We start from the raw sequence: 17,936 nt of genomic DNA on the forward strand, positions 1-17,936 counted from the left end.
CCCGGTCCGGGGAGAGTGCCGGCATTGACCTTCATACAATATGGGCATAAGATGTTCAATAGCGGTGGACCACAAGGGACCGGGGAGAGAAAACGAGGGAGGACGTGATGAGGGACTACCTTATGAACAGGCTGCGGCGCCTCGCGCCCATATTGATCGAGCCGGTGGACGGGCTTCCCCCCGCCGACCCGGACGACGTGATAGAGTTCAGCCGGGAGTTCCTGCAGGCGGGCACCCCCGCCTTCCGCGCCATCTTCTACACCTTGATGTTCGTACTGCAGGCCCTCTGTTTCGTAACGCGCCGCAAGTCGATCTACGCGCTACCTCCCGATGAGGCCGACGAGTTCATACAATCCCTCTACTCCCACCGTGTATCCGCGCTCAGCGCCATACCCACCGTCCTCGGCACCCCCGTTTACATGGCCCACTACAACCGTGACGATATGCAGGCGCCGCTGGGATTCGACGTCCTTGCCTTGCGCGAGGAAGCAGCGAAGCGGGGGGTGCAGCGATGATCATCACACCGGAGGAGCTGACGGGCAACATCAGGCGCGGGGCCGACGTGGTCATCATCGGCTCCGGTGCCGGCGGAGGCCCCATCGCCAAGGAGATGGCGGAGGCTGGATACAGCGTCGTGGTGCTGGAGGAAGGCGGCTACTTCACGCGTGAAGACTTCGATTTCAGGCCCGGGCAGGCGTTCACGCGCCTTTACCGGGACGCCAGCCAGACCGTCACCCTGGGCCTTCCCGTCATCGTCGTGCCCCAGGGCAAGACGGTGGGCGGCACCACCACCATCAACTCCGGGACCTGCCTGCGCGTGCCCCGCCACGTGCTCAAGCGCTGGCACCTCGAATGCGGGCTCAGGGACCTCACCGAGGATGAGATGAACCTCCTGTATAGCGCGGTCGAGGAGTACCTCTTCGTCAAGCGCGCCGATCCCGAGGTGGCAGGGAAGAACAACCTCACCTTCCTGCGCGCCGCCGAGAAGCTCGGCTACTCCGGCGGCTTTCTCCCGCGCAACGCCAAGGACTGCGAGGGCTACGGCGTGTGCGCGTACGGCTGCCCCTCCGGAGCGAAGCAGAGCGTCAACGTCTCCTACATCCCCGATGCGGTGAAGGCCGGCGCCGACGTGTACACGCGCTGCCGTGCCGAACACATCGTGGTCAGGAACGGTAAAGCCACCGGGGTACGCGGCCACTTCCTCGACCCGCGCAGCGGCCGCAAGACCTACCGCATGGAAGTGGAGGCACCGGTGGTTGTGCTCGCGGGCGGGGCCATCCAGACGCCCTCGCTGCTCATGCACAACCGCATCTGCCTTTCGTCTGGCAGGGTCGGCAGGAACCTCTCGATCCACCCCTGCGGCGCCGCCATGGCCCTCATGGACGAACCGATGGAGAACCCCAAGGGCATACCCCAGAGCACCTACGTGGACGAGTTCGCGGCGGACGGGATCATGCTCGAGGGGGTCAACCTCCCGCCCGCGGTGACGGCCATCACCCTGCCCTGGGGAGGAAGGCGCCATGCGGAGACCATGAGCAGGTATCCTTACCTGGGCTATTTCGGCTCCATGATCAGCGAGCACGATTCCGCGGGAAAGGTCGTCGCGGGGCCCTCGGCGCGCCAGCCCTTGATCTTCTACAACATGGGACGCGGGGACATGGAGAGGGTGAAGCGCTCGGTGCTGCTCATGGCGGAGATCTGGTTCGCGGCGGGGGCCAGGCGCGTCTACACCCCAATCGACGGTTTCAAGGAGCTGTCCGGCCCGCGCGACGTGAGCAGGCTCGCCCGCACCCACCTCAAGCGGGCCAGCGTCTACGGCCTCACCGCCTATCACCCCATGGGCACCTGCAGCATGGGCGCGGACCCCTATCACTCCGTGGTCAGGAGTTCCGGCGAGACCTGGGAGGTCGAGAACCTCTTCATATGCGACGCCAGTGTGCTGCCGACGTCCCTGGGGGTCAATCCGCAACTGACCATCATGTCCCTGGCCCTGCGCACCGCCGGCTTCATCGACGACCGCCTGAACGAGGCGTCCGCCCCGAGGGAAAGCGCCGGCCGTCTCGACCGTCTGCGCAGCCGCCTGCGCCGGGAAAAAGAGACCCGGGCGCGCCACGCCGACCAAGAGGTTGGGTTATTATAAGTCCTACGCCGGTGGCCGGCGATGCGTAGCGCTGGGGCCAGCATTTATACTGGCCCCAGTCGCCGTTACATGTGTATTGCGTTGGACCTATGGATCCCCAAACGGCATAGCAGATCCGAACTTCCAGGGCCGAGGTTGGATCAAGAAGCGAGGGACGAGTTGAGCGGCCAGATCTTCCCTTCTTCGAGGAGCTTGCGGTAGCGGTCCCCTGCGCCCGATGGGATGACCCTGCCGTGGCCCGGCAGCAGCACCTCGAAGTCCAGCGAAGACAACCTCCGCAGTGAGCGGCAGGCCGCGGGCTCGTCGGGGGTGTAATGGGGAGGCGGGCCCTCGAGCACGCCCCGCTCGTTGCGCACCAGGTCGCCGCTGAACAGCAGGCCCTGAGCGGCGCCGTAAAGGCATACGCTGCCGGGGGAATGGCCCGGCGTATGCAGGACCTCAAGACCCCCCAGAAGATCTATGGTCTCCCCTTCCTCCAGGTAGCGGTCGGTCTGGAAGTGGCGGTAGCGGAAGAGGGGCCAGAGCGCGGTATAGAAGAGCAGCGTGGCGAAGGGCACCTCGGTGGTCTCCTGGGGTATCCGGCCGCCGGCGTAACCTCCGTCTTCGGGGTGCATGGCGGCTTTCGTCCCGTACCTGCGGCGCATGCCCGCCACGGTGCCCGTGTGGTCGCCGTGATAGTGGGTGGCGATGACCAGGTCGATATCCTTCGGCGTTGCCTTCAGCGCCTTCAGGCCCAGGTGGATGACCGGCAGGTCCATGGGGAAACCGCCGTCCACAAGGACCATCCCGCCGTCGGTTATCACGTAAATATTGGAACCGAAGGACCCCCTGATGCGGTAGAGGTCCCGCTTTATCTTCGCCAGCATATGGATTCTCCCGTGTCGCGGATCCGCCTGTTCCTACGGCGTATAGCATAGCACTCCGGGCAAGAAAAAAGGGGGCGCGGCGATCCGCGCCCCCGTGAGAAGAGCGGTGTTAGTCGTCGCCCTGGGCTTCCTCCATCTTCTCCATTAATACCTTGCCGCTCTGCAGCAGCCTCTGGATGTCCGCGTAGTCGCTCTCCTCCACCACTTCCACCTGGCCTCGGAATGTCCCTTCCATGATGGAATGGGCGTCGGTGGAGAGCTTCTCGATGGGGGCGGTGATATAGCGGCGGGTGAGGAAATAGACCCCCAGGGTCGTAAGGAGCGCCGCGACCGCCACGGCCACTATCCCTATGATGATCTGGCGCGTTATAAGGTCGGACTTTTCGTCGGCGTAGAAGTCCCGCATGGCCTCGAACTGCTTTGTGCGGTCCACGGCGAGGCTGACGAACTCGTCCTCCGCGAGGGGGCTGAGATCGGTTGGCTGGAAGACCACGACGAAAGTCCCCTGCCTGCCGCCAAGTTCCTCGAGCACTTCGAATTCATCCGCGGGCATCTCGGTAGGGAATTCCGTGATCTCAACTCCTTCTTTCGTGCTGGAGGAGAGGACCATCCCACCAGATACATAAGCGAGATAGTCCGCGGCGAACTGGGCCCGCTGTACCTCGGTCAGGAACTGCAATAGCTTGAGTTGATCGCTTATATCCCTGCTGTAGAGAAGCTCCGGGTTGAGTATGCCCTCCATCAGCTCAGGATTGGAGCCCGTCGCCGCGGTTTCGCTGAGCGACTCTTTCATGTAGTCGACCAGCTGAAGTGTGACCCTTTCCTCCTCTTTCTCCATCTCCCTGTTTATGCGCGAGATGGAATCCAGGGAAGTGAATACGATCACTATGACGATGAGCAAGACCACCAGGGCCGAGATGGCTATGAGGAATTTCCGCATCTCGTGACCACGCTGCGCTGACATCGCCCCACCTCCAGGCGTTTATCCGATCTCTGTTACTGGCTTCTGCCTGACATCAGCGGGCGGACCCAACCGTCGGTGCAGGTTGCGTCAGCTCGCTAACTTTATTATCGGTGCATGTTTCAAAGTGCACCAGACAATCCGCGCGGTTTCTGTTTTTCCCGGTCCGCAGGCGCCATGGCATGGCACACAGCCTGCATGGACACGTTTGGGGAGACGTCTCCCGGGGCTACCGGGCGCGTTTTATGCGCTGTTGCGGCTTGAGGTATGATAATGCTGCCGGAGGAGGAGATCATGGGCAGAGTGAAGACCCTGGCTGAGAACCGCAAGGCCAGGCACGACTACCACATAGAAGAGAAGTTCGAGGCGGGCCTGGCCCTTCTGGGTTCCGAGGTCAAGTCCATCCGCGAGGGCAGGGCCAACCTTCGCGACAGCTTCGCCCGGCTGCGGGGAGGCGAGCTGTTCATCGAGAACATGCACATCGCCCCCTACAGCCACGGCGGCGCCTTCAACCACGAACCCCTGCGCGAGAAGAAGGTCCTCCTGCACAGACAGGAGATACAACGGCTTACCGGAAAGGTCGCCGAGAAGGGCTATACCCTGGTCCCGCTCAGCCTCTACCTGAACGAGAGGGGCAAGATAAAGGTCGAGCTGGGCCTGGCCCGCGGCAAGGCCCAGGCCGACCGGCGCCGCGACATCATGGAGAGGGAGGCCCGCCGCGACATGGAGAGGATGATGAAATCCAGCGGCAGAAGGCGCGAAGAGTGATAGAATCTAGTTGGGACTTCATTCCCACGCACTTTGAAAATCTGGGGGCGAAACGGCTTCGACAGGGATCGGCGGACAGCGCGGGAGCGAGCCGGGGGCCCGAGCCTCGTCAGCAATCGGGAAAACAAAATAAACGCTGACAGCGAGTTAGCACTGGCTGCGTAAGCGGCCCGTCCCTCTCCGGGGGGCCCGCGACCGGGGAAGGGGCGTCATGCAGCGGGATCACCGAGGCCCCACTCCCGTTAAGGCCGAGGGACAGCTTTCCGGGATAGCCGACGGCAGGCCTTTCGCCGGGCGCGCCGGCGGTGAAAAATAAGCGGCGAATACGCTCGTAGAGCCCACCTGGCCGGGTTTCTGGACGGGGGTTCGACTCCCCCCGCCTCCACCATTTTGATAAGACCGACAGATCCGTTCACCGTAGGTTGGGGTCAGGATTTTTCCTGACCCCACTTGCCATTACCAAAGGCCAGCGTAAGCACGCAGCTGTCGTTTCGTTATCCGTTCAGCATTGATGACGTCAGGAGGCCCTATGCTGAAGTTCATCGAGGTCGTCGGGAGTTCGCCACTGGGCTATTCGGAGGCGGTCAGGGAAGCCGTGGAAGCCCTCATCGCCAGGGGCGAGGTAGTGCATTTCTTTCAGGTCGTGGAGGAGAGGGGCTCGGTCAGAGACGGCGAGATCAAGGAGTTCCAGGTCGTCCTCAAAGTGGCCGTCGAGTAGCGAGCCGACCGCGCATCGCAATGCCGAAACCTCACAGCCGCCCGTCCGGGTGCCGTCTATATAAAACCATCCGACCCTGGAGCTCGCGCGTTCAGGCAACTCCTTCAGTAAAATCCCTGGCCCGAGATCCGGGGGTCGGTCTGAAGCGATTTTCGCGAGCAGTATATACGGACGAGGGCTCAGATCAGGATATGTGGACTGCGAGTGTTTCGCGAAGACCGTTACCCCCGGGCTTAGGCCGGTAAAGAACTAAAGGCCGGCCTGGGCGAGCTCCAGGGCCTTCTCCAACTGCAGGTCCTCATCGCCCATGACCGGGTTCTTCACCAGCTCGTCAGGGGTTATGCCCTCGTCGTCGATGCTGGCACCGCTGGGCGTGTAGTAGCGGGCGATGGTCAGCCTGAGGCCGCTGCCGTCGGGCTGCCGGAATATCTTCTGGATGGACCCCTTGCCGAAGGTGGTCTCCCCCACCAGGATGCAGCGCCCGTTCTCACGCAACGCCGCGGCGAATATCTCCGACGAGCTGGCGCTGCCGCGGTCCACCAGGATGATCACCGGCAGGTCCCACTCCACCTCGCCGTCGGCCGTGTACTCTTTGGTGGCGCCGGCGATGCGCCCCCGGGACGATACGATTATCCCGTCGCGCAGGAACATGTCGGCGGCCTTGATGGCGGGCTCCATGTACCCTCCGGGATTGGACCTTAGGTCGATGATGAGGGAATCGGCGCCCTGGCTTTTCAGCTGCGCCAGGGCCTCGGATATCCGGACGTCCACGTCCTCCGTCCAGTCGGTCAGCTGAAGGTATCCCACTCCCCCCTCCTTCATCTCCATCTCGACCACGGGTATCTCTATCTCCCGCCGCACGATGTCGTAGTAGATGAGGTCCGAGGAGGGCGGCCTGACCAGTCCCAGCCTCACCGTGGTGCCCTCCGGGCCCCTGATCATCGAGACCACCTCATCGAGCTGCATGCCGGTTATGTCCTGGCCGTCCACCTCTTTGACGATGTCCCCCTCCTGCAGCCCTACCTCCTGGGCCGGCGTGCCCTCCAGCACCCTCACCACCCGGACCTCGTTCTTCACCATATCCATCGCCACCCCGATGCCGGAAAGGCGGCCGGAGAGCTGGGTATCGAGTATGGTCAGCTCCTCCTCGCTCATGAAGGAGGAGTGGGGATCGTCCAGGAAGTCGATCATCGCAGTTATGCCCCGGTCCACCAGGACATCATCGTCCTCCCCCTCGTCAGCCATGCGCTCGATGCCGCGTGCACCGGCGTACAGCAGGTCGTTTCCGTCCACCTCGTCGACGTAGTTCGTCTCCACGATGTCCTGCGCATCGCTGAAGGAGGAGTTGTTCTCGAGGAACTCCTCGAGTTCCCGCGTTTCTCCGTCCGGCTGCGCGGAAGGCGCTGACCCGTTATCGTCCGAGGAGGAGGAATCGTTCGTAAGGAGGTAGGGGACGGCGAAACAGGCGCCTACCAGGAGCAGGGAGAGCACGACCGCAACGATGATGATGGTGCGGTCCCGCCGGGCCCTGGGGTCTTGCGTTGGGTATGCCATTTCCTGACCGCCCCGGCGCGCGCGCCCCGCGGGCTACACCTCCAGGAAGCGCCCGAGGGCATAGGCGCTGCCCAGGGCGCCGATGATCACGCCCATGACGATCATGACTGGGATGAGCACCCACAGCAGTCCGGGGGAAAGCGAGAGACGCAGGAACTCCAGGTTCTCGATGAGCTTGTCCAGTATCCAGACCTTGACGGACAGCACCACCAGGATGGCGACCAGCGCGCCCACCAGGCCCTCGAACACGCCCTCCATGATGAAAGGCCAGCGGATGAACCAGTTGGTGGCCCCCACCAGCTTCATGATTCCTATCTCCCTGCGCCGCGCGAAGATGGCGACCTGGATGGTCACCGAGACCAACAACACGGCGATGATGGCCATGGCGATGACCCCGATGATGCCGATCTGGCGGAACTTGTCGAAGATGTTCTCCAGCTTCTCAATGGCCGAGCTGGCCGACTTGATGTCCTCGATACGTTCGGGGTAAGGGGCGTTGTTCTGTATCTCCCCCACCACCTTGCCCACGTCCTTGGGGTCCTTGGTCATGACCTCAAACGAGTTTGGCAGCGGGTTCTCGGTGATGTATTCCCACAGCTCCGGCTGGTCCTTGAACCTCTCCTTGAACTCCTGCAGGGCCGTCTCCTTGTCCTTGAAGACCACCCTGTTCGGGTCCACCTCCGGGATGCTCACCAGGAACGCATATATGGCGTCGATCTCCTCCTGCAAGGCGAGGTCGGAGAGGTAGACGTCGACCTCCCCCACCTTGCGCTCGGCGTTCTTGATCATGTTGCTGAACATGTCCCAGCCCATGACCACCAGCCCCAGGATGCCCAGGGATACCGCCACCACGGCTATAGCCGCCACGGCCAGGATGAGGTTCTTGCGCAGGGACCCCCAGGTCTCGGAGGCGAAGTAGGTTATCTTATTCATACCCGTACACGCCTCTGTCCTGGTCGCGGATGATGCGCCCGTTCTCCATGGCGATGACCCGCTTACGGAAGGTGTCCACTATCCCTTTGTCGTGGGTGGCCATTATCACCGTGGTCCCGCTGTCGTTGATCTTTTCGAGCAGGCGCACGATGCCATCAGCCAGCGAGGGGTCCACGTTTCCCGTCGGCTCGTCGGCGAGGAGGATGGGGGGGCGGTTGATGAAGGCCCGCGCGATGGCTACGCGCTGCTGCTCGCCGCCGGAGAGCTCGTCGGGGAAGGAGTCGAGCTTGTGGCCCAGGCCTACCAGCTTGAGCACTTCCGGCACCTGCTGCTCCGCCAAGCGGTGGGACTTGCCGGTAACCTCCATGGCGTAGGCGACGTTCTGGTATACGGTCTTATGGGGCAGGAGCTTGAAGTCCTGGAACACGCACCCGATCTTGCGGCGCAGGTAGGGCACCTTCCACTTGCGCAGCTGGTTGATGTTGGTGTCGGCGATGTAGATCTGCCCCCCGGTGGGCTCCTCTTCCTTGATCAACAGCTTGATGAAGGTGCTCTTCCCGGAGCCCGACGGCCCCACCAGGAAGGCGAACTCACCGCGCTCGATATCCACGGTGACGTCCTCGAGGGCGTAGACGTTGCCCTTATATACCTTGGTGACCCTCCTCATCCGGATCAAACCGTATCATCTCCTCCGCCGCGCTTCCCGGACGCCAACCGCATCATTTTACTACCCGCAGAGGGCGCGTACCACTTCGGCGATGTGACGGGACCCTAGCTTGAAATGTTCCACAAGCTCGTCCGCCGTGCCCGAAGTACCGAAGGTGTCCCTGATGCCCACCCTGCGCATGGGCAGGGGCATCTCCTCTCCCAAGAGTTCGGCGACCGCGCCTCCCATCCCTCCCATGACCGAATGTTCCTCGCAGGTCACCACGCGCCCCGTGCGCGCGGCCGAAGCCAGGATACCCTCCGCGTCCAGGGGTTTTATGGTGTGCACGTCGATGACCTCGGCCTCTGTGCCCTCCGCCGCCAGCTCTTCCGCCGCCTCCAGCGCCTTGTGCACCATGAAACCACAGGCGAGTACGGTGACGTCCCGTCCCGGGCGCAGCACCAGGGCCTTGCCGAACTCGAAGCGGTAATCCTCGCCGAAGATCACCGGCACTTTGGGGCGGCCGATGCGCACGTAGACCGGTCCCTCGATGGCGGCCGCCGCCTTCACGGCCTCGCGGGTCTCGTAAAAGTCGGCGGGGACGATGACTTTCATGCGCGGCACCGCCCGCATCAACGCGATGTCCTCGAGCGCCTGGTGGGACGAGCCGTCCTCGCCTACGGTGATGCCGCCGTGGCTGGCGCAGATCTTCACGTTCAGGTCGGAGTAGGCGATGGTATTGCGCACCTGGTCGTAGGCGCGCCCGGTGGCGAAGATGGCGAAGGTGGAGGCGAAGGCGATCTTGCCCACGGCGGCCAGGCCGGCCGCGGTGGCCATGAGGTTCTGCTCCGCAACGCCGCAGTCCACGAAACGGTCCGGGAAGCTCTTCTTGAACTTCTCCGTCTGGGTGGACTTGGCCAGGTCGGCGTCGAGCACCACGACGCGCTGGTCCCTCTCCCCCAGTTCCAGCAGGGCGGCGGCATAGCCGTCCCGCGTGTTCTTCATCTCCGTCGACGCCTTCATGAGCCCTCGATCTCCCTCAGCGCCTCCTCCATCTCCTCGGGCGTGGGCGCCTTGCCGTGGAAGTCCACCTTGTTCTCCATGAAAGAGACCCCCTTGCCCTTGATGGTGTGGGCCACGATCATCGCCGGACGGTCCACGGCCGTGGCGCGGTCCAGTGCCCCGCAGACCTCCATGATGTCGTGGCCGTCCACCTCCTCCACCTCCCAGCCGAAGGAACGCCACCTGGCCGCGATATCCCCGAGGTCGATTATCTCGCAGCAGTCGCCATCTATCTGCAGGCCGTTGTTGTCCAGCACGGCGACGAGGTTGTCGAGGCACTGGTGATTCGCCAGCATGGCGGCCTCCCAGATGCTCCCCTCCTGGCTCTCACCGTCGCCCACCAGCGCGTAGACCCGCGCAGGGTTGCCGTCCATGCGCAGGCCCAGGGCCATGCCGCACGCCGCCGCCAGCCCCTGTCCCAGTGAACCGGTGGAGATCTCCACCCCCGGGGTCTTGAGGCGGTCGGGGTGTCCCTGCAGGATGGAGCCCAGGCGGCGGAGGTGCCACAGCTCCTCGCGGTCGAAGTAGCCGCACCTCGCCAGCACCGCGTAGAGGGCGGGGGCGGCATGTCCCTTGGAGAGCACGAAGCGGTCGCGGTCGGCCCAGTCCGGGTTCAGCGGGTCGTGGTTCATGGCATGGAAATACAGGCAGACCAGTATGTCCGCGCAGGAGAGAGAACCCCCCGGGTGGCCGCTCTGGGCCAGCCCGATCATGCGCACGATGTCCCAGCGTACGTCCCTGGCAATACCTTCCAGACGTTCCCGGAGCTTGTCGTCCGCCTTCTGCAAAACGACCCCTTTCGATCCTTGCGCGGGGCGTCCACGCTCCCGTCCCGGCCTCTCCGGCGGCCTGTCCCTCAACCGTTGCCCAGACCTTTGTCCCGTGACGCGAGTAAACCCTCCAGGCTCTCGAGGGAGTAGTTTATCACGCTCAGAGGAGCCACGTCAGTTCCCGTGATATTTCGACCGCGCGAAAAGATTCTCCTGCAAAATCCAAGGGGTCAGGTCTTGTCTCTTGGATACTCCGGTATGTATTCCATTAAATACCATATTTCACCTCGTTAACCAGCGCTTTTGTAAGCAGCATTCCGATGTGCGCATCATAAAAACAAGACCTTACCCCTTAACGCGCGGCTTTCCAGCGCAGGTAGGCGTCTATGAGTTCGTCGAGGTCGCCGTCGAGCACCGCGTCCACGTTGCCTATCTCCAGGTCGGTGCGGTGGTCCTTGGCCATGCGGTAGGGGTGCAGCACGTAGGAGCGTATCTGGCTCCCGAAACCGATGCCCATCTTCTCCCCCCGCAGCTTCTCGATCTCCTTCTCGCGCTCGCGGCGGGCGAGGTCGGCGAGGCGGGCCTCGAGGATACGCATGGCCGTGGCGCGGTTGGATATCTGCGAGCGCTCGTTCTGGCACGACACCACCACTCCCGTGGGCAGGTGGGTGATGCGCACGGCGGAGTCGGTGACGTTGACGTGCTGCCCTCCAGCACCGCTCGAACGGTAGGTCTCGACCCGCAAGTCCTTGGGGTCGATCTCGATGCTCTCCTCCTTGTCCAGCATGGGGATCACGTCCAGGGACGCGAAGGAGGTGTGACGGCGGCTCGAGGCGTCGTAGGGGGATATGCGCACCAGGCGGTGCACGCCTTTCTCGGAGAGGAAGAGCCCGTAAGCGAAGCGGCCGTGTACGGTGAAGGTGGCGCTCTTGATGCCGCCGCCCTCGCCCGGCTGCAGGTCGTTGAGATCGGCCTTGAAGCCGCGCGCGTCGGCCCAGCGCAAGTACATTCGCAGCAGCATCTCCGCCCAGTCCTGCGACTCCAGACCCCCGGCCCCGGGGTGGATGCTGACGATGGCGTCGTGGGAGTCGAACTCGCCCGAGAGCAGGCTCTCCTCCTCGAGGCGGTCCACCTCCCGCTGCAGCCTGGCTACACCCTTCCCGATATCGGTGGTCAGGCTGGCATCGTTCTCGTCTTGCGCCAGTTGAGCGAGCTCCTCGAGTTCCCTCCGCTCCGACGCCAGCCTCTCCCAGGTCTCCACGGTGTCCTTTAAAGCCGAGAGCCGCCCCAGGACGCGGCGTGCGTTGTCCTGGTCGTCCCAGAGGTCCGGGCGGGCGGACTCTTTCTCCAACTCCTCCGCCTCCGCCCGCTTTCCCTCTATGTCAAAGATACTCCTTTATCTTGACCAGCCTTCCCGCGATCTCCTCCAGCTCGCTGCGGTAATCACTCAGCACATCTCTCTCCTTATCCCTATGTCTTTGCGCCTACTTGTCGCTTGTATCGCGTAAGCCAGCCCTTTCGCGAAGCGGAAGGCATATTGCGAGGAGGCGAAGCCGTCGTGGCAAGCTCGATAGACCGGCACGCCTCAACATGATGCCTCCTCGCGGCGGTGTCCAGCGCCAGTCCCGGCGCTTCCAGGCCTGACCTGGCACGTGTACGTCCTCAGGATCCGCAACAATTCTTGTACTTCTTCCCGCTCCCGCAGGGGCAGGGGGCGTTTCGGCCCACCTTCTGGGAACGGGCGGCGGCCTTCTTCCCGCCGCCTTCCCTGCCCCCCTCCTCGACCACGCGCAGGGCTGGCCTCTCGTCGGCCCTCACCACCTTGACGTGGAACATGTAGCGCAGAAACTCCTCCTGGATGCCGGCGATGAGCTCCTGGAAGGTCGCGAAGGCCTCGTTCTGGTATTCCACCAGGGGATCGCGGCCCGCGAAGGAACGCAATCCCACGCTGTCGCGCAGGTGGTCCATGTCGTAAAGGTGGTCGCGCCATCGATTGTCGATGACCCGCAGCATGACCAGGCGTTCCAGCTCTCGCATATCGCGCCCCGACTCCGCGAACTCCGCCTCCCTCGCACCGTAGGCCTCGAGGGCATCCTCCACCAGGGCGGCCTCCAGTGCCCCGTAGGACACCGCCTCGAGGTCGATACTCCCGGGGTCGAAGCTCACCGGGTACAGAGCCTGCAGGCTGTGGAAGAGGCTCTCCATGTCCCAATCCGTAGGGTGATCACTGGGGTCGATGTGCCTCTCCAGGATGGCCGCGACGGCCTCGGGGATCATCTCCTCGGCGCGCGCATGCAGGTCCTCTCCCTGGAGCAGGCGCTCGCGCTCGGCATAGATAACCTCCCTCTGGGTGTTCATCACGTCGTCGTACTTGAGGAGGTTCTTGCGCACCTCGAAGTTGTTGGCCTCCACGTTCTTCTGGGCCGTCTCGATGGCCTTGGTGACCATCTTGTTGTCGATGGGCATGTCGTCCGGCAAACGCAGCCTGTCCATGAGCGAGGCTACCGTCGAGGAAGCGAAGATGCGCATGAGGTCGTCCTCCAGGGAGAGGTAGAAACGGGACAGTCCGGGGTCGCCCTGGCGCCCGGAGCGCCCGCGCAACTGGTTGTCAATGCGCCGCGCCTCGTGGCGTTCCGTCCCCAGCACATAGAGGCCTCCCGCCTCGACGACCTTCTTCTTCTCCTCCTCACACTCACGCCGCGTCTCCTCGAGGACCTCCGCGTATTCCTCCTCACTCACTTCCTCCCTCCCCGCCAGCTTCTGCCGGGCGAGCATTTCCGGGTTCCCACCCAGCATGATGTCGGTGCCGCGGCCGGCCATGTTGGTAGCTATGGTCACCGCCCCCAGGCGCCCCGCCTGGGCCACGATCTCCGCCTCGCGCGCGTGGTGCTTGGCGTTGAGGACCTGGTGGGGTATGCCCCTCTTCTTGAGCATTCCCGAGAGGCGCTCGGACTTCTCGATGGAGATGGTGCCCACCAGGACCGGCTGTCCTTTCTCATAGCAAGCGGCTATGTCCTCGACCACGGCTCTGAACTTGGCCTCCTCCCCCTTGTAGATGAGGTCGTTCACGTCGTCGCGGACCATGGGCAGGTTGGTGGGTATCTCCACCACCTCCAGCCCGTATATCTCCTCGAACTCGCCGGCCTCGGTGGCCGCGGTCCCGGTCATGCCCGCCAGCTTGTCGTACATGCGGAAAAAGTTCTGAAGGGTGATGGTGGCCAGGGTCTGGTTCTCCTGCCGCACCTTGAGACCTTCCTTGGCCTCCACAGCCTGGTGCAGGCCGTCGCTCCAGCGGCGCCCGGGCATGAGGCGGCCGGTGAACTCGTCCACGATGACCACCTGCCCCTCCGTGACCACGTAGTCCACGTCGCGGCGGTAATGTTCCTTTGCCTTGAGGGCGTTCTGCATGTGGTGGACCAGGGGGGTGTTGAGGTGGTCGTAGAGGTTCTCCAGCCCCAGTATCGTCTCCACCTTGTGGATGCCCTCCTCGGTGATGGAGACGGTGCGCGTCTTCTCCTCGATCTCGTAGTCCTCCCCCAGCTTCAGCCGCGGCGCCACCTGCGCGAACTGGCGGTAGAGGCGCGCCGACTCCTCGGCCGCCCCGGAGATGATCAGGGGGGTGCGCGCCTCGTCGATGAGGATGGAGTCGACCTCGTCCACTATGGCGTAATTGTGGCCCCGCTGCACCATGCGGTCCGGCCTTATCTCCAGGTTGTCCCGCAGGTAATCGAAGCCGAACTCGTTGTTGGTGCCATAGGTGAGGTCCGCGCCGTAGGCCACCATGCGCTCTTCCTTGGGCATCTGGGCCTGGATGAGCCCCACGTCGAGGCCCAGGAACGAGTAGATGGCGCCCATCCACTCGCTGTCGCGGCGGGCCAGGTAGTCGTTGACCGTAACCACGTGGACCCCCTTGCCCTCCAGGGCGTTGAGGTAGACGGCCAGGGTGGCCACCAGGGTCTTGCCCTCGCCCGTCTTCATCTCGGCGATCTTGCCCTGGTGGAGGACGATGCCCCCCATGATCTGCACGTCGAAATGGCGCTGTCCAAGGGTGCGCACCGCCGCCTCCCTCACCGCGGCAAAGGCCTCCGGGAGCAGCTCGTCCAGGGTGGCCCCGTCCCGGATCCTCTCGCGGAACCGCTCCGTGCCGGCGCGCAGTTCGGCGTCGCTCATCCGCTGCACCTCGGGCTCCAGCGCGTTCACCGCCTGCACGACCTCGGCGAGCTGTTCCAGGCGCTTGCGCTCTCCCATGCGCAGTACTTTTCCGAAGGCCTTGAGCAAGAGACGTCACTCCTCTTCAGCTATGAATGTAATTGTATTCATGTCTCCAAATATAGCGGACTCCCAGGGGTCAGGTCCTGTCTTTTACCTATTACGCCGTGAAGGCGTACACATAAGTGCTGGTCACAAGCGGGCATATGCCCAAAGCCCCTTGAGATACCCGAGTATCCAAGAAACAAGACCTGACCCCTTAGACGGGGGTTAGTCCTCGTCCCTGAATATCTCCTCGAAACTCTCCTTCAGCTCTTCCTCCTCCAGCACCCTGGCCCTCTGCGTGATCTCCCTCTCCGGCCGCCGGCGTGCCTTCGTCTGGGACTCCACCACCTGCGAGAGGGTACGCAGCACGATGGAATCGTAGAGCTTGCCCCGCTCCATGCTCATCTCCTCCAGGGCCTCCTGGGGAGCGAGCGCCTTCTTCGGCTGGCTGGTCAGCACGTCGTAATCGCTGACCACACCGATTATCTTCGACCCCGTGGGGATGTGTGCGGTTCCCGCCTCCAGGTCGGAGGCCGGGTGGCAATGCCGGACGATGTGAGCGATGGGCCGCAGGCGCGCCACCTGCTCCAGCACCTCGGCCCCCTTCTCGGCATGGCCGGGGGCTTCCACGTCACCCTCGTACTCTATGCGCCCGATATCGTGCAGGGCGGCCGCATACCGGATGTTGCGCGTCTCCTCCGCCGACACGCCCATCTCCCGCGCCACCTCCGCCGCAAGGTTGCTCACGCGGCCGGAATGCCCCGGCAGGCCACGGGAGATGTCGAAGGCATCGCCGACCACGCGCATGGTCTGGAAATACCTCTCGTCGAGCTCCTTGTCCCGGTTCGATTCCAGGCGCACCAGCAGCAGGGGGATGAAGAAGATGAGGAAGTTCAACCAGGGCACGCGCGGAAAGTACAGGGCCATGAGGGCCCCCGCGCCGGTGATGGCCAGGTAGATGGGAAGGGTCTGCCGCATGTGCTGGGGCAGCACGATACGCCAGTTGCCGCCCAGCTGCATAGAGGTCTCGATGGACGAGGTGAGCATCTCACCCAGGTAGAAGACGAGGGCCATGACCAGAAAGGCGATGGGGAACACCAGGGCCCTCTGCAGTACAACCGGATTGTAATAGGTGTGGAACTCCAGGACCCCGTTGGTCACCGTGGCGGGACCGGGGCCGTAGAGGGTGGCGGGGTAAGGATTCCATATCGCCTCCCATCCGAGGTTGGCGATGAACTGATAGATGACCCCGGCCAGAGCCACTATGTAGGTGCGCTGCACGATGTGGAAAAAATCGCCTTCGCCCGAGCGTTGGATACGCGCGAAAGCCCGGCCCAGCAGGCTTCCCACCAGGAAGATGAAGACCACTTCCGGCACCGGCCGGATGGCGATGATGCACAGGACGGCGGCCATGCCCAGGCGCAGGGGCCTCCCCCAGGGGAACTGCACCCTCCATGCCTCGCAGAAGGCGAGTACCGCCACCAAGCCGAAGGTGCGCGCGGGGTCCATGTCCCCCAGCTTTGAGAAGAAGAAGGGGGCACACACCCCCAGGGTCACCAGGAAGATGGCGACGGAGACGTACTGCAGCGCCTTCATGCGCTTGTCGTTCATGGCGCCTCACCTCCTCCGCCCTCGTTCCCGGCCACGGGACCGGACTCTTCCGCCGGTCCGGCTGCCGGCGTTCCTCCGGGGAAGGGAAGCTCGGAACCTCCCGCTCCCTCCATCTCTCTCAGGGCCTCTCTCTCCAGCCGTTCCCGCGCCTCGCGCCGCTCTCGCAACAGCTCCTCTCGCCTGCCCTTCCTGCGGCCGGCTCTCCGCGCTTTCTCCCCACGCGGCTCCGGCGCAGCGGCCTCGGCCGTCTCCGCCACCGTGGCGGAGGCCGCCTCCGTCTGCCTGCCCGCCTCCAGAGCGGCGATGAAGCTCTCCACCACCTCGGGGTCGAACTGCCTGCCGCTGTTCTCCCGTAGTTCGGCCAGGGCGCGTTCGTGCCCCTTCGCATCCCTCCAGGGCCTGCGGTGGCACATGGAATCATAGGCGTCGGCCACGGCGATGATGCGGGCGGTCAGGGGGATGGTATCGCCGGAGAGATGGTCTATGTATCCCCCGCCGTCGTAGTATTCATGATGGTGGCGCACGGCCTCGGCCATGTCCGCGAGGTACTCGACCTCCTCCAGGCGCGAGGCGCCCTCCAGCGGGTGCAGTTTTATCTTCTCGAACTCTTCCTCGCTCAGGGCCGCTGGCTGCAGCAGCACATCACGGGGGATGGCGGGACTGCCCAGGTCGTGCAGGAGGGCGGCATGGCGCAGGCGGTTGGTCTCGTAGAGCGGGAACCGCATCTGCCTGGCGATGAGGGCGGCGTTCTGCGCCACCCGCACCGCGTGCCCGTCGAGGTAGGGCTCGCGCTTCTCCAGGAAGGTAACCAGGACCTCCAGGCTGCGGTCGTATGCCTCCAGCAGTTCGATGTTCTTGCCGCTGAAGTACCAGGCCACGCCGAGCACCGCGGTGAGCGAGAGCACGGCGAATATCCCGCGCAACGACTCCGCCACCGAGCCCACGACGATGGGGTTGCCGAGGGCGTCCACGGCCCCGTGGAACGCGTTCTGGGCATAGATCACGCCCATGAACAGGCCCACGAACGAGTAGATCACCTGGTTCGGAAGGAGCCTCAGGGCGTCGCCCTTGAAGAAGGCGGCGGGATCGACACCCCGGGCCCAGCGCAGGGCCGCCGCCACCAGGCCGGCGTTCAAAGCCCAAAACACGGCCGCCGCCGCCAGCGTGGGCGCCAGCGAACCCGCGAAGTCCGAGGCGGTGAAGGCCCGCGTGGCTCCGCCCAGGACGTGATAGACGGCTGCCGCCGCCCAGGTGCACATGGCGTAGATGGCAGCGCTCACGGCCAGCTCCCAGGGGTTGTCACGGCGCCTTGCCAGCCTCAGGTGGAAGGCGGCGGCCAGGGCCACGATCATGGCCGAAGGGGTGTTGAGGGCGGTAATGGCCGCGAAGAGGATGATGATGCCGTAGGTGGACCTGCCTCCGGATGCCATCTTCTCGCCCAGGGTCTCGCAGATGACCGCCATGGCCCCCAGCAGCAGCACCGAGAACCAGAAGACCGGCTGATCGCCGGCCAGGGTCAGAAAGAGTATGACCCCCAACGATCCAACCAGTCCCGCACAGGCCAGGGCCTTGACCTTTATATCCATGACCATCCTTCCTCGCGGGCGCCCCATCAGAGGCGCATGGAAGCCCCCCGCCTCACGACGTAATCCA

Annotated in this window: 15 protein-coding genes and 1 other RNA gene; 5 read left to right on the forward strand and 11 right to left on the reverse strand. The window is 64.0% G+C overall.

Annotation, left to right across the window (positions count from 1 at the left end; translation table 11 throughout):
* The first annotated feature begins 107 nt into the window (after positions 1-107).
* Positions 108-515 carry a hypothetical protein gene (locus AB1384_04730; protein MEW6553573.1) on the forward strand — a complete coding sequence of 136 codons (408 nt, stop codon included), beginning with the start codon at positions 108-110 and terminating at the stop codon, positions 513-515.
* Positions 512-2,140, forward strand: coding sequence for a GMC family oxidoreductase (locus tag AB1384_04735; protein MEW6553574.1), 1,629 nt, complete (start codon positions 512-514; stop codon positions 2,138-2,140). The genes AB1384_04730 and AB1384_04735 overlap by 4 nt, the downstream gene beginning before the upstream one ends.
* 140 nt (positions 2,141-2,280) lie before the next feature.
* Here AB1384_04735 and AB1384_04740 read toward each other — a convergent pair whose 3' ends face one another.
* Together AB1384_04740 and AB1384_04745 are read right to left on the reverse strand one after the other, a co-directional pair.
* Positions 2,281-3,006, reverse strand: coding sequence for an MBL fold metallo-hydrolase (locus AB1384_04740; GenBank protein MEW6553575.1), 726 nt, complete (start codon positions 3,004-3,006; stop codon positions 2,281-2,283).
* Between the two features lie 109 nt (positions 3,007-3,115).
* Complete coding sequence (locus tag AB1384_04745; GenBank protein ID MEW6553576.1) at positions 3,116-3,970, reverse strand: hypothetical protein; 855 nt, start codon at positions 3,968-3,970, stop codon at positions 3,116-3,118.
* A 291-nt stretch (positions 3,971-4,261) separates the two neighbouring features.
* On the opposite strand from AB1384_04745, the gene smpB reads away from it, so the two are divergent.
* The 3 genes from smpB (at position 4,262) to AB1384_04760 (ending at position 5,453) form a co-directional block, all read left to right on the forward strand.
* The gene (gene smpB, locus AB1384_04750; protein MEW6553577.1) at positions 4,262-4,735 is read left to right on the forward strand and encodes an SsrA-binding protein SmpB; all 474 of its coding nucleotides are present in this window, start codon (positions 4,262-4,264) and stop codon (positions 4,733-4,735) included.
* A gap of 43 nt (positions 4,736-4,778) precedes the next feature.
* Positions 4,779-5,123, forward strand: a transfer-messenger RNA (tmRNA) gene (gene ssrA, locus AB1384_04755).
* A 141-nt stretch (positions 5,124-5,264) separates the two neighbouring features.
* Positions 5,265-5,453 (forward strand): dodecin family protein, encoded by a 189-nt coding sequence (locus AB1384_04760; protein ID MEW6553578.1) that lies wholly within the window; start codon positions 5,265-5,267, stop codon positions 5,451-5,453.
* Positions 5,454-5,702: 249 nt separating this feature from the next.
* On the opposite strand, the gene AB1384_04765 is transcribed toward AB1384_04760, so the two are convergent.
* From AB1384_04765 to AB1384_04805, 9 genes are all read right to left on the reverse strand, one after another.
* Positions 5,703-7,007, reverse strand: coding sequence for a S41 family peptidase (locus AB1384_04765; GenBank protein MEW6553579.1), 1,305 nt, complete (start codon positions 7,005-7,007; stop codon positions 5,703-5,705).
* 33 nt (positions 7,008-7,040) lie between these two features.
* Positions 7,041-7,940, reverse strand: a complete 900-nt coding sequence (gene ftsX / locus AB1384_04770; protein ID MEW6553580.1) for a permease-like cell division protein FtsX — start codon at positions 7,938-7,940, stop codon at positions 7,041-7,043.
* Positions 7,933-8,607: a cell division ATP-binding protein FtsE gene (ftsE, locus tag AB1384_04775; protein MEW6553581.1), complete on the reverse strand. Its 675-nt coding sequence runs from the start codon at positions 8,605-8,607 to the stop codon at positions 7,933-7,935. The genes ftsX and ftsE overlap by 8 nt, the downstream gene beginning before the upstream one ends.
* A 60-nt stretch (positions 8,608-8,667) precedes the next feature.
* Positions 8,668-9,609 carry a transketolase family protein gene (locus tag AB1384_04780; protein ID MEW6553582.1) on the reverse strand — a complete coding sequence of 314 codons (942 nt, stop codon included), beginning with the start codon at positions 9,607-9,609 and terminating at the stop codon, positions 8,668-8,670.
* Positions 9,606-10,436, reverse strand: a complete 831-nt coding sequence (locus tag AB1384_04785; GenBank protein ID MEW6553583.1) for a transketolase — start codon at positions 10,434-10,436, stop codon at positions 9,606-9,608. The genes AB1384_04780 and AB1384_04785 overlap by 4 nt, the downstream gene beginning before the upstream one ends.
* Positions 10,437-10,770: 334 nt before the next feature.
* Positions 10,771-11,872, reverse strand: a protein-coding gene (gene prfB, locus AB1384_04790) for a peptide chain release factor 2 (GenBank protein MEW6553584.1) whose coding sequence is annotated in 2 segments (ribosomal slippage) — positions 10,771-11,802 and positions 11,804-11,872 — 1,101 coding nt in all. Because the reading frame shifts where the segments join, the coding sequence is not laid out codon by codon here.
* Positions 11,873-12,080: 208 nt separating this feature from the next.
* On the reverse strand, positions 12,081-14,696 hold the full coding sequence (gene secA, locus AB1384_04795; GenBank protein ID MEW6553585.1) for a preprotein translocase subunit SecA: 2,616 nt from the start codon (positions 14,694-14,696) through the stop codon (positions 12,081-12,083).
* A 201-nt stretch (positions 14,697-14,897) separates the two neighbouring features.
* The gene (locus AB1384_04800; protein MEW6553586.1) at positions 14,898-16,283 is read right to left on the reverse strand and encodes an HD domain-containing phosphohydrolase; all 1,386 of its coding nucleotides are present in this window, start codon (positions 16,281-16,283) and stop codon (positions 14,898-14,900) included.
* Positions 16,280-17,869 carry an HD domain-containing phosphohydrolase gene (locus AB1384_04805; GenBank protein MEW6553587.1) on the reverse strand — a complete coding sequence of 530 codons (1,590 nt, stop codon included), beginning with the start codon at positions 17,867-17,869 and terminating at the stop codon, positions 16,280-16,282. Before AB1384_04805 ends, AB1384_04800 begins: the two co-directional genes overlap by 4 nt.
* Positions 17,870-17,936 lie beyond the last annotated feature (67 nt).

This window comes from Actinomycetota bacterium (assembly GCA_040757835.1).
Lineage (GTDB): Bacteria > Actinomycetota > Geothermincolia > Geothermincolales > RBG-13-55-18 > SURF-21.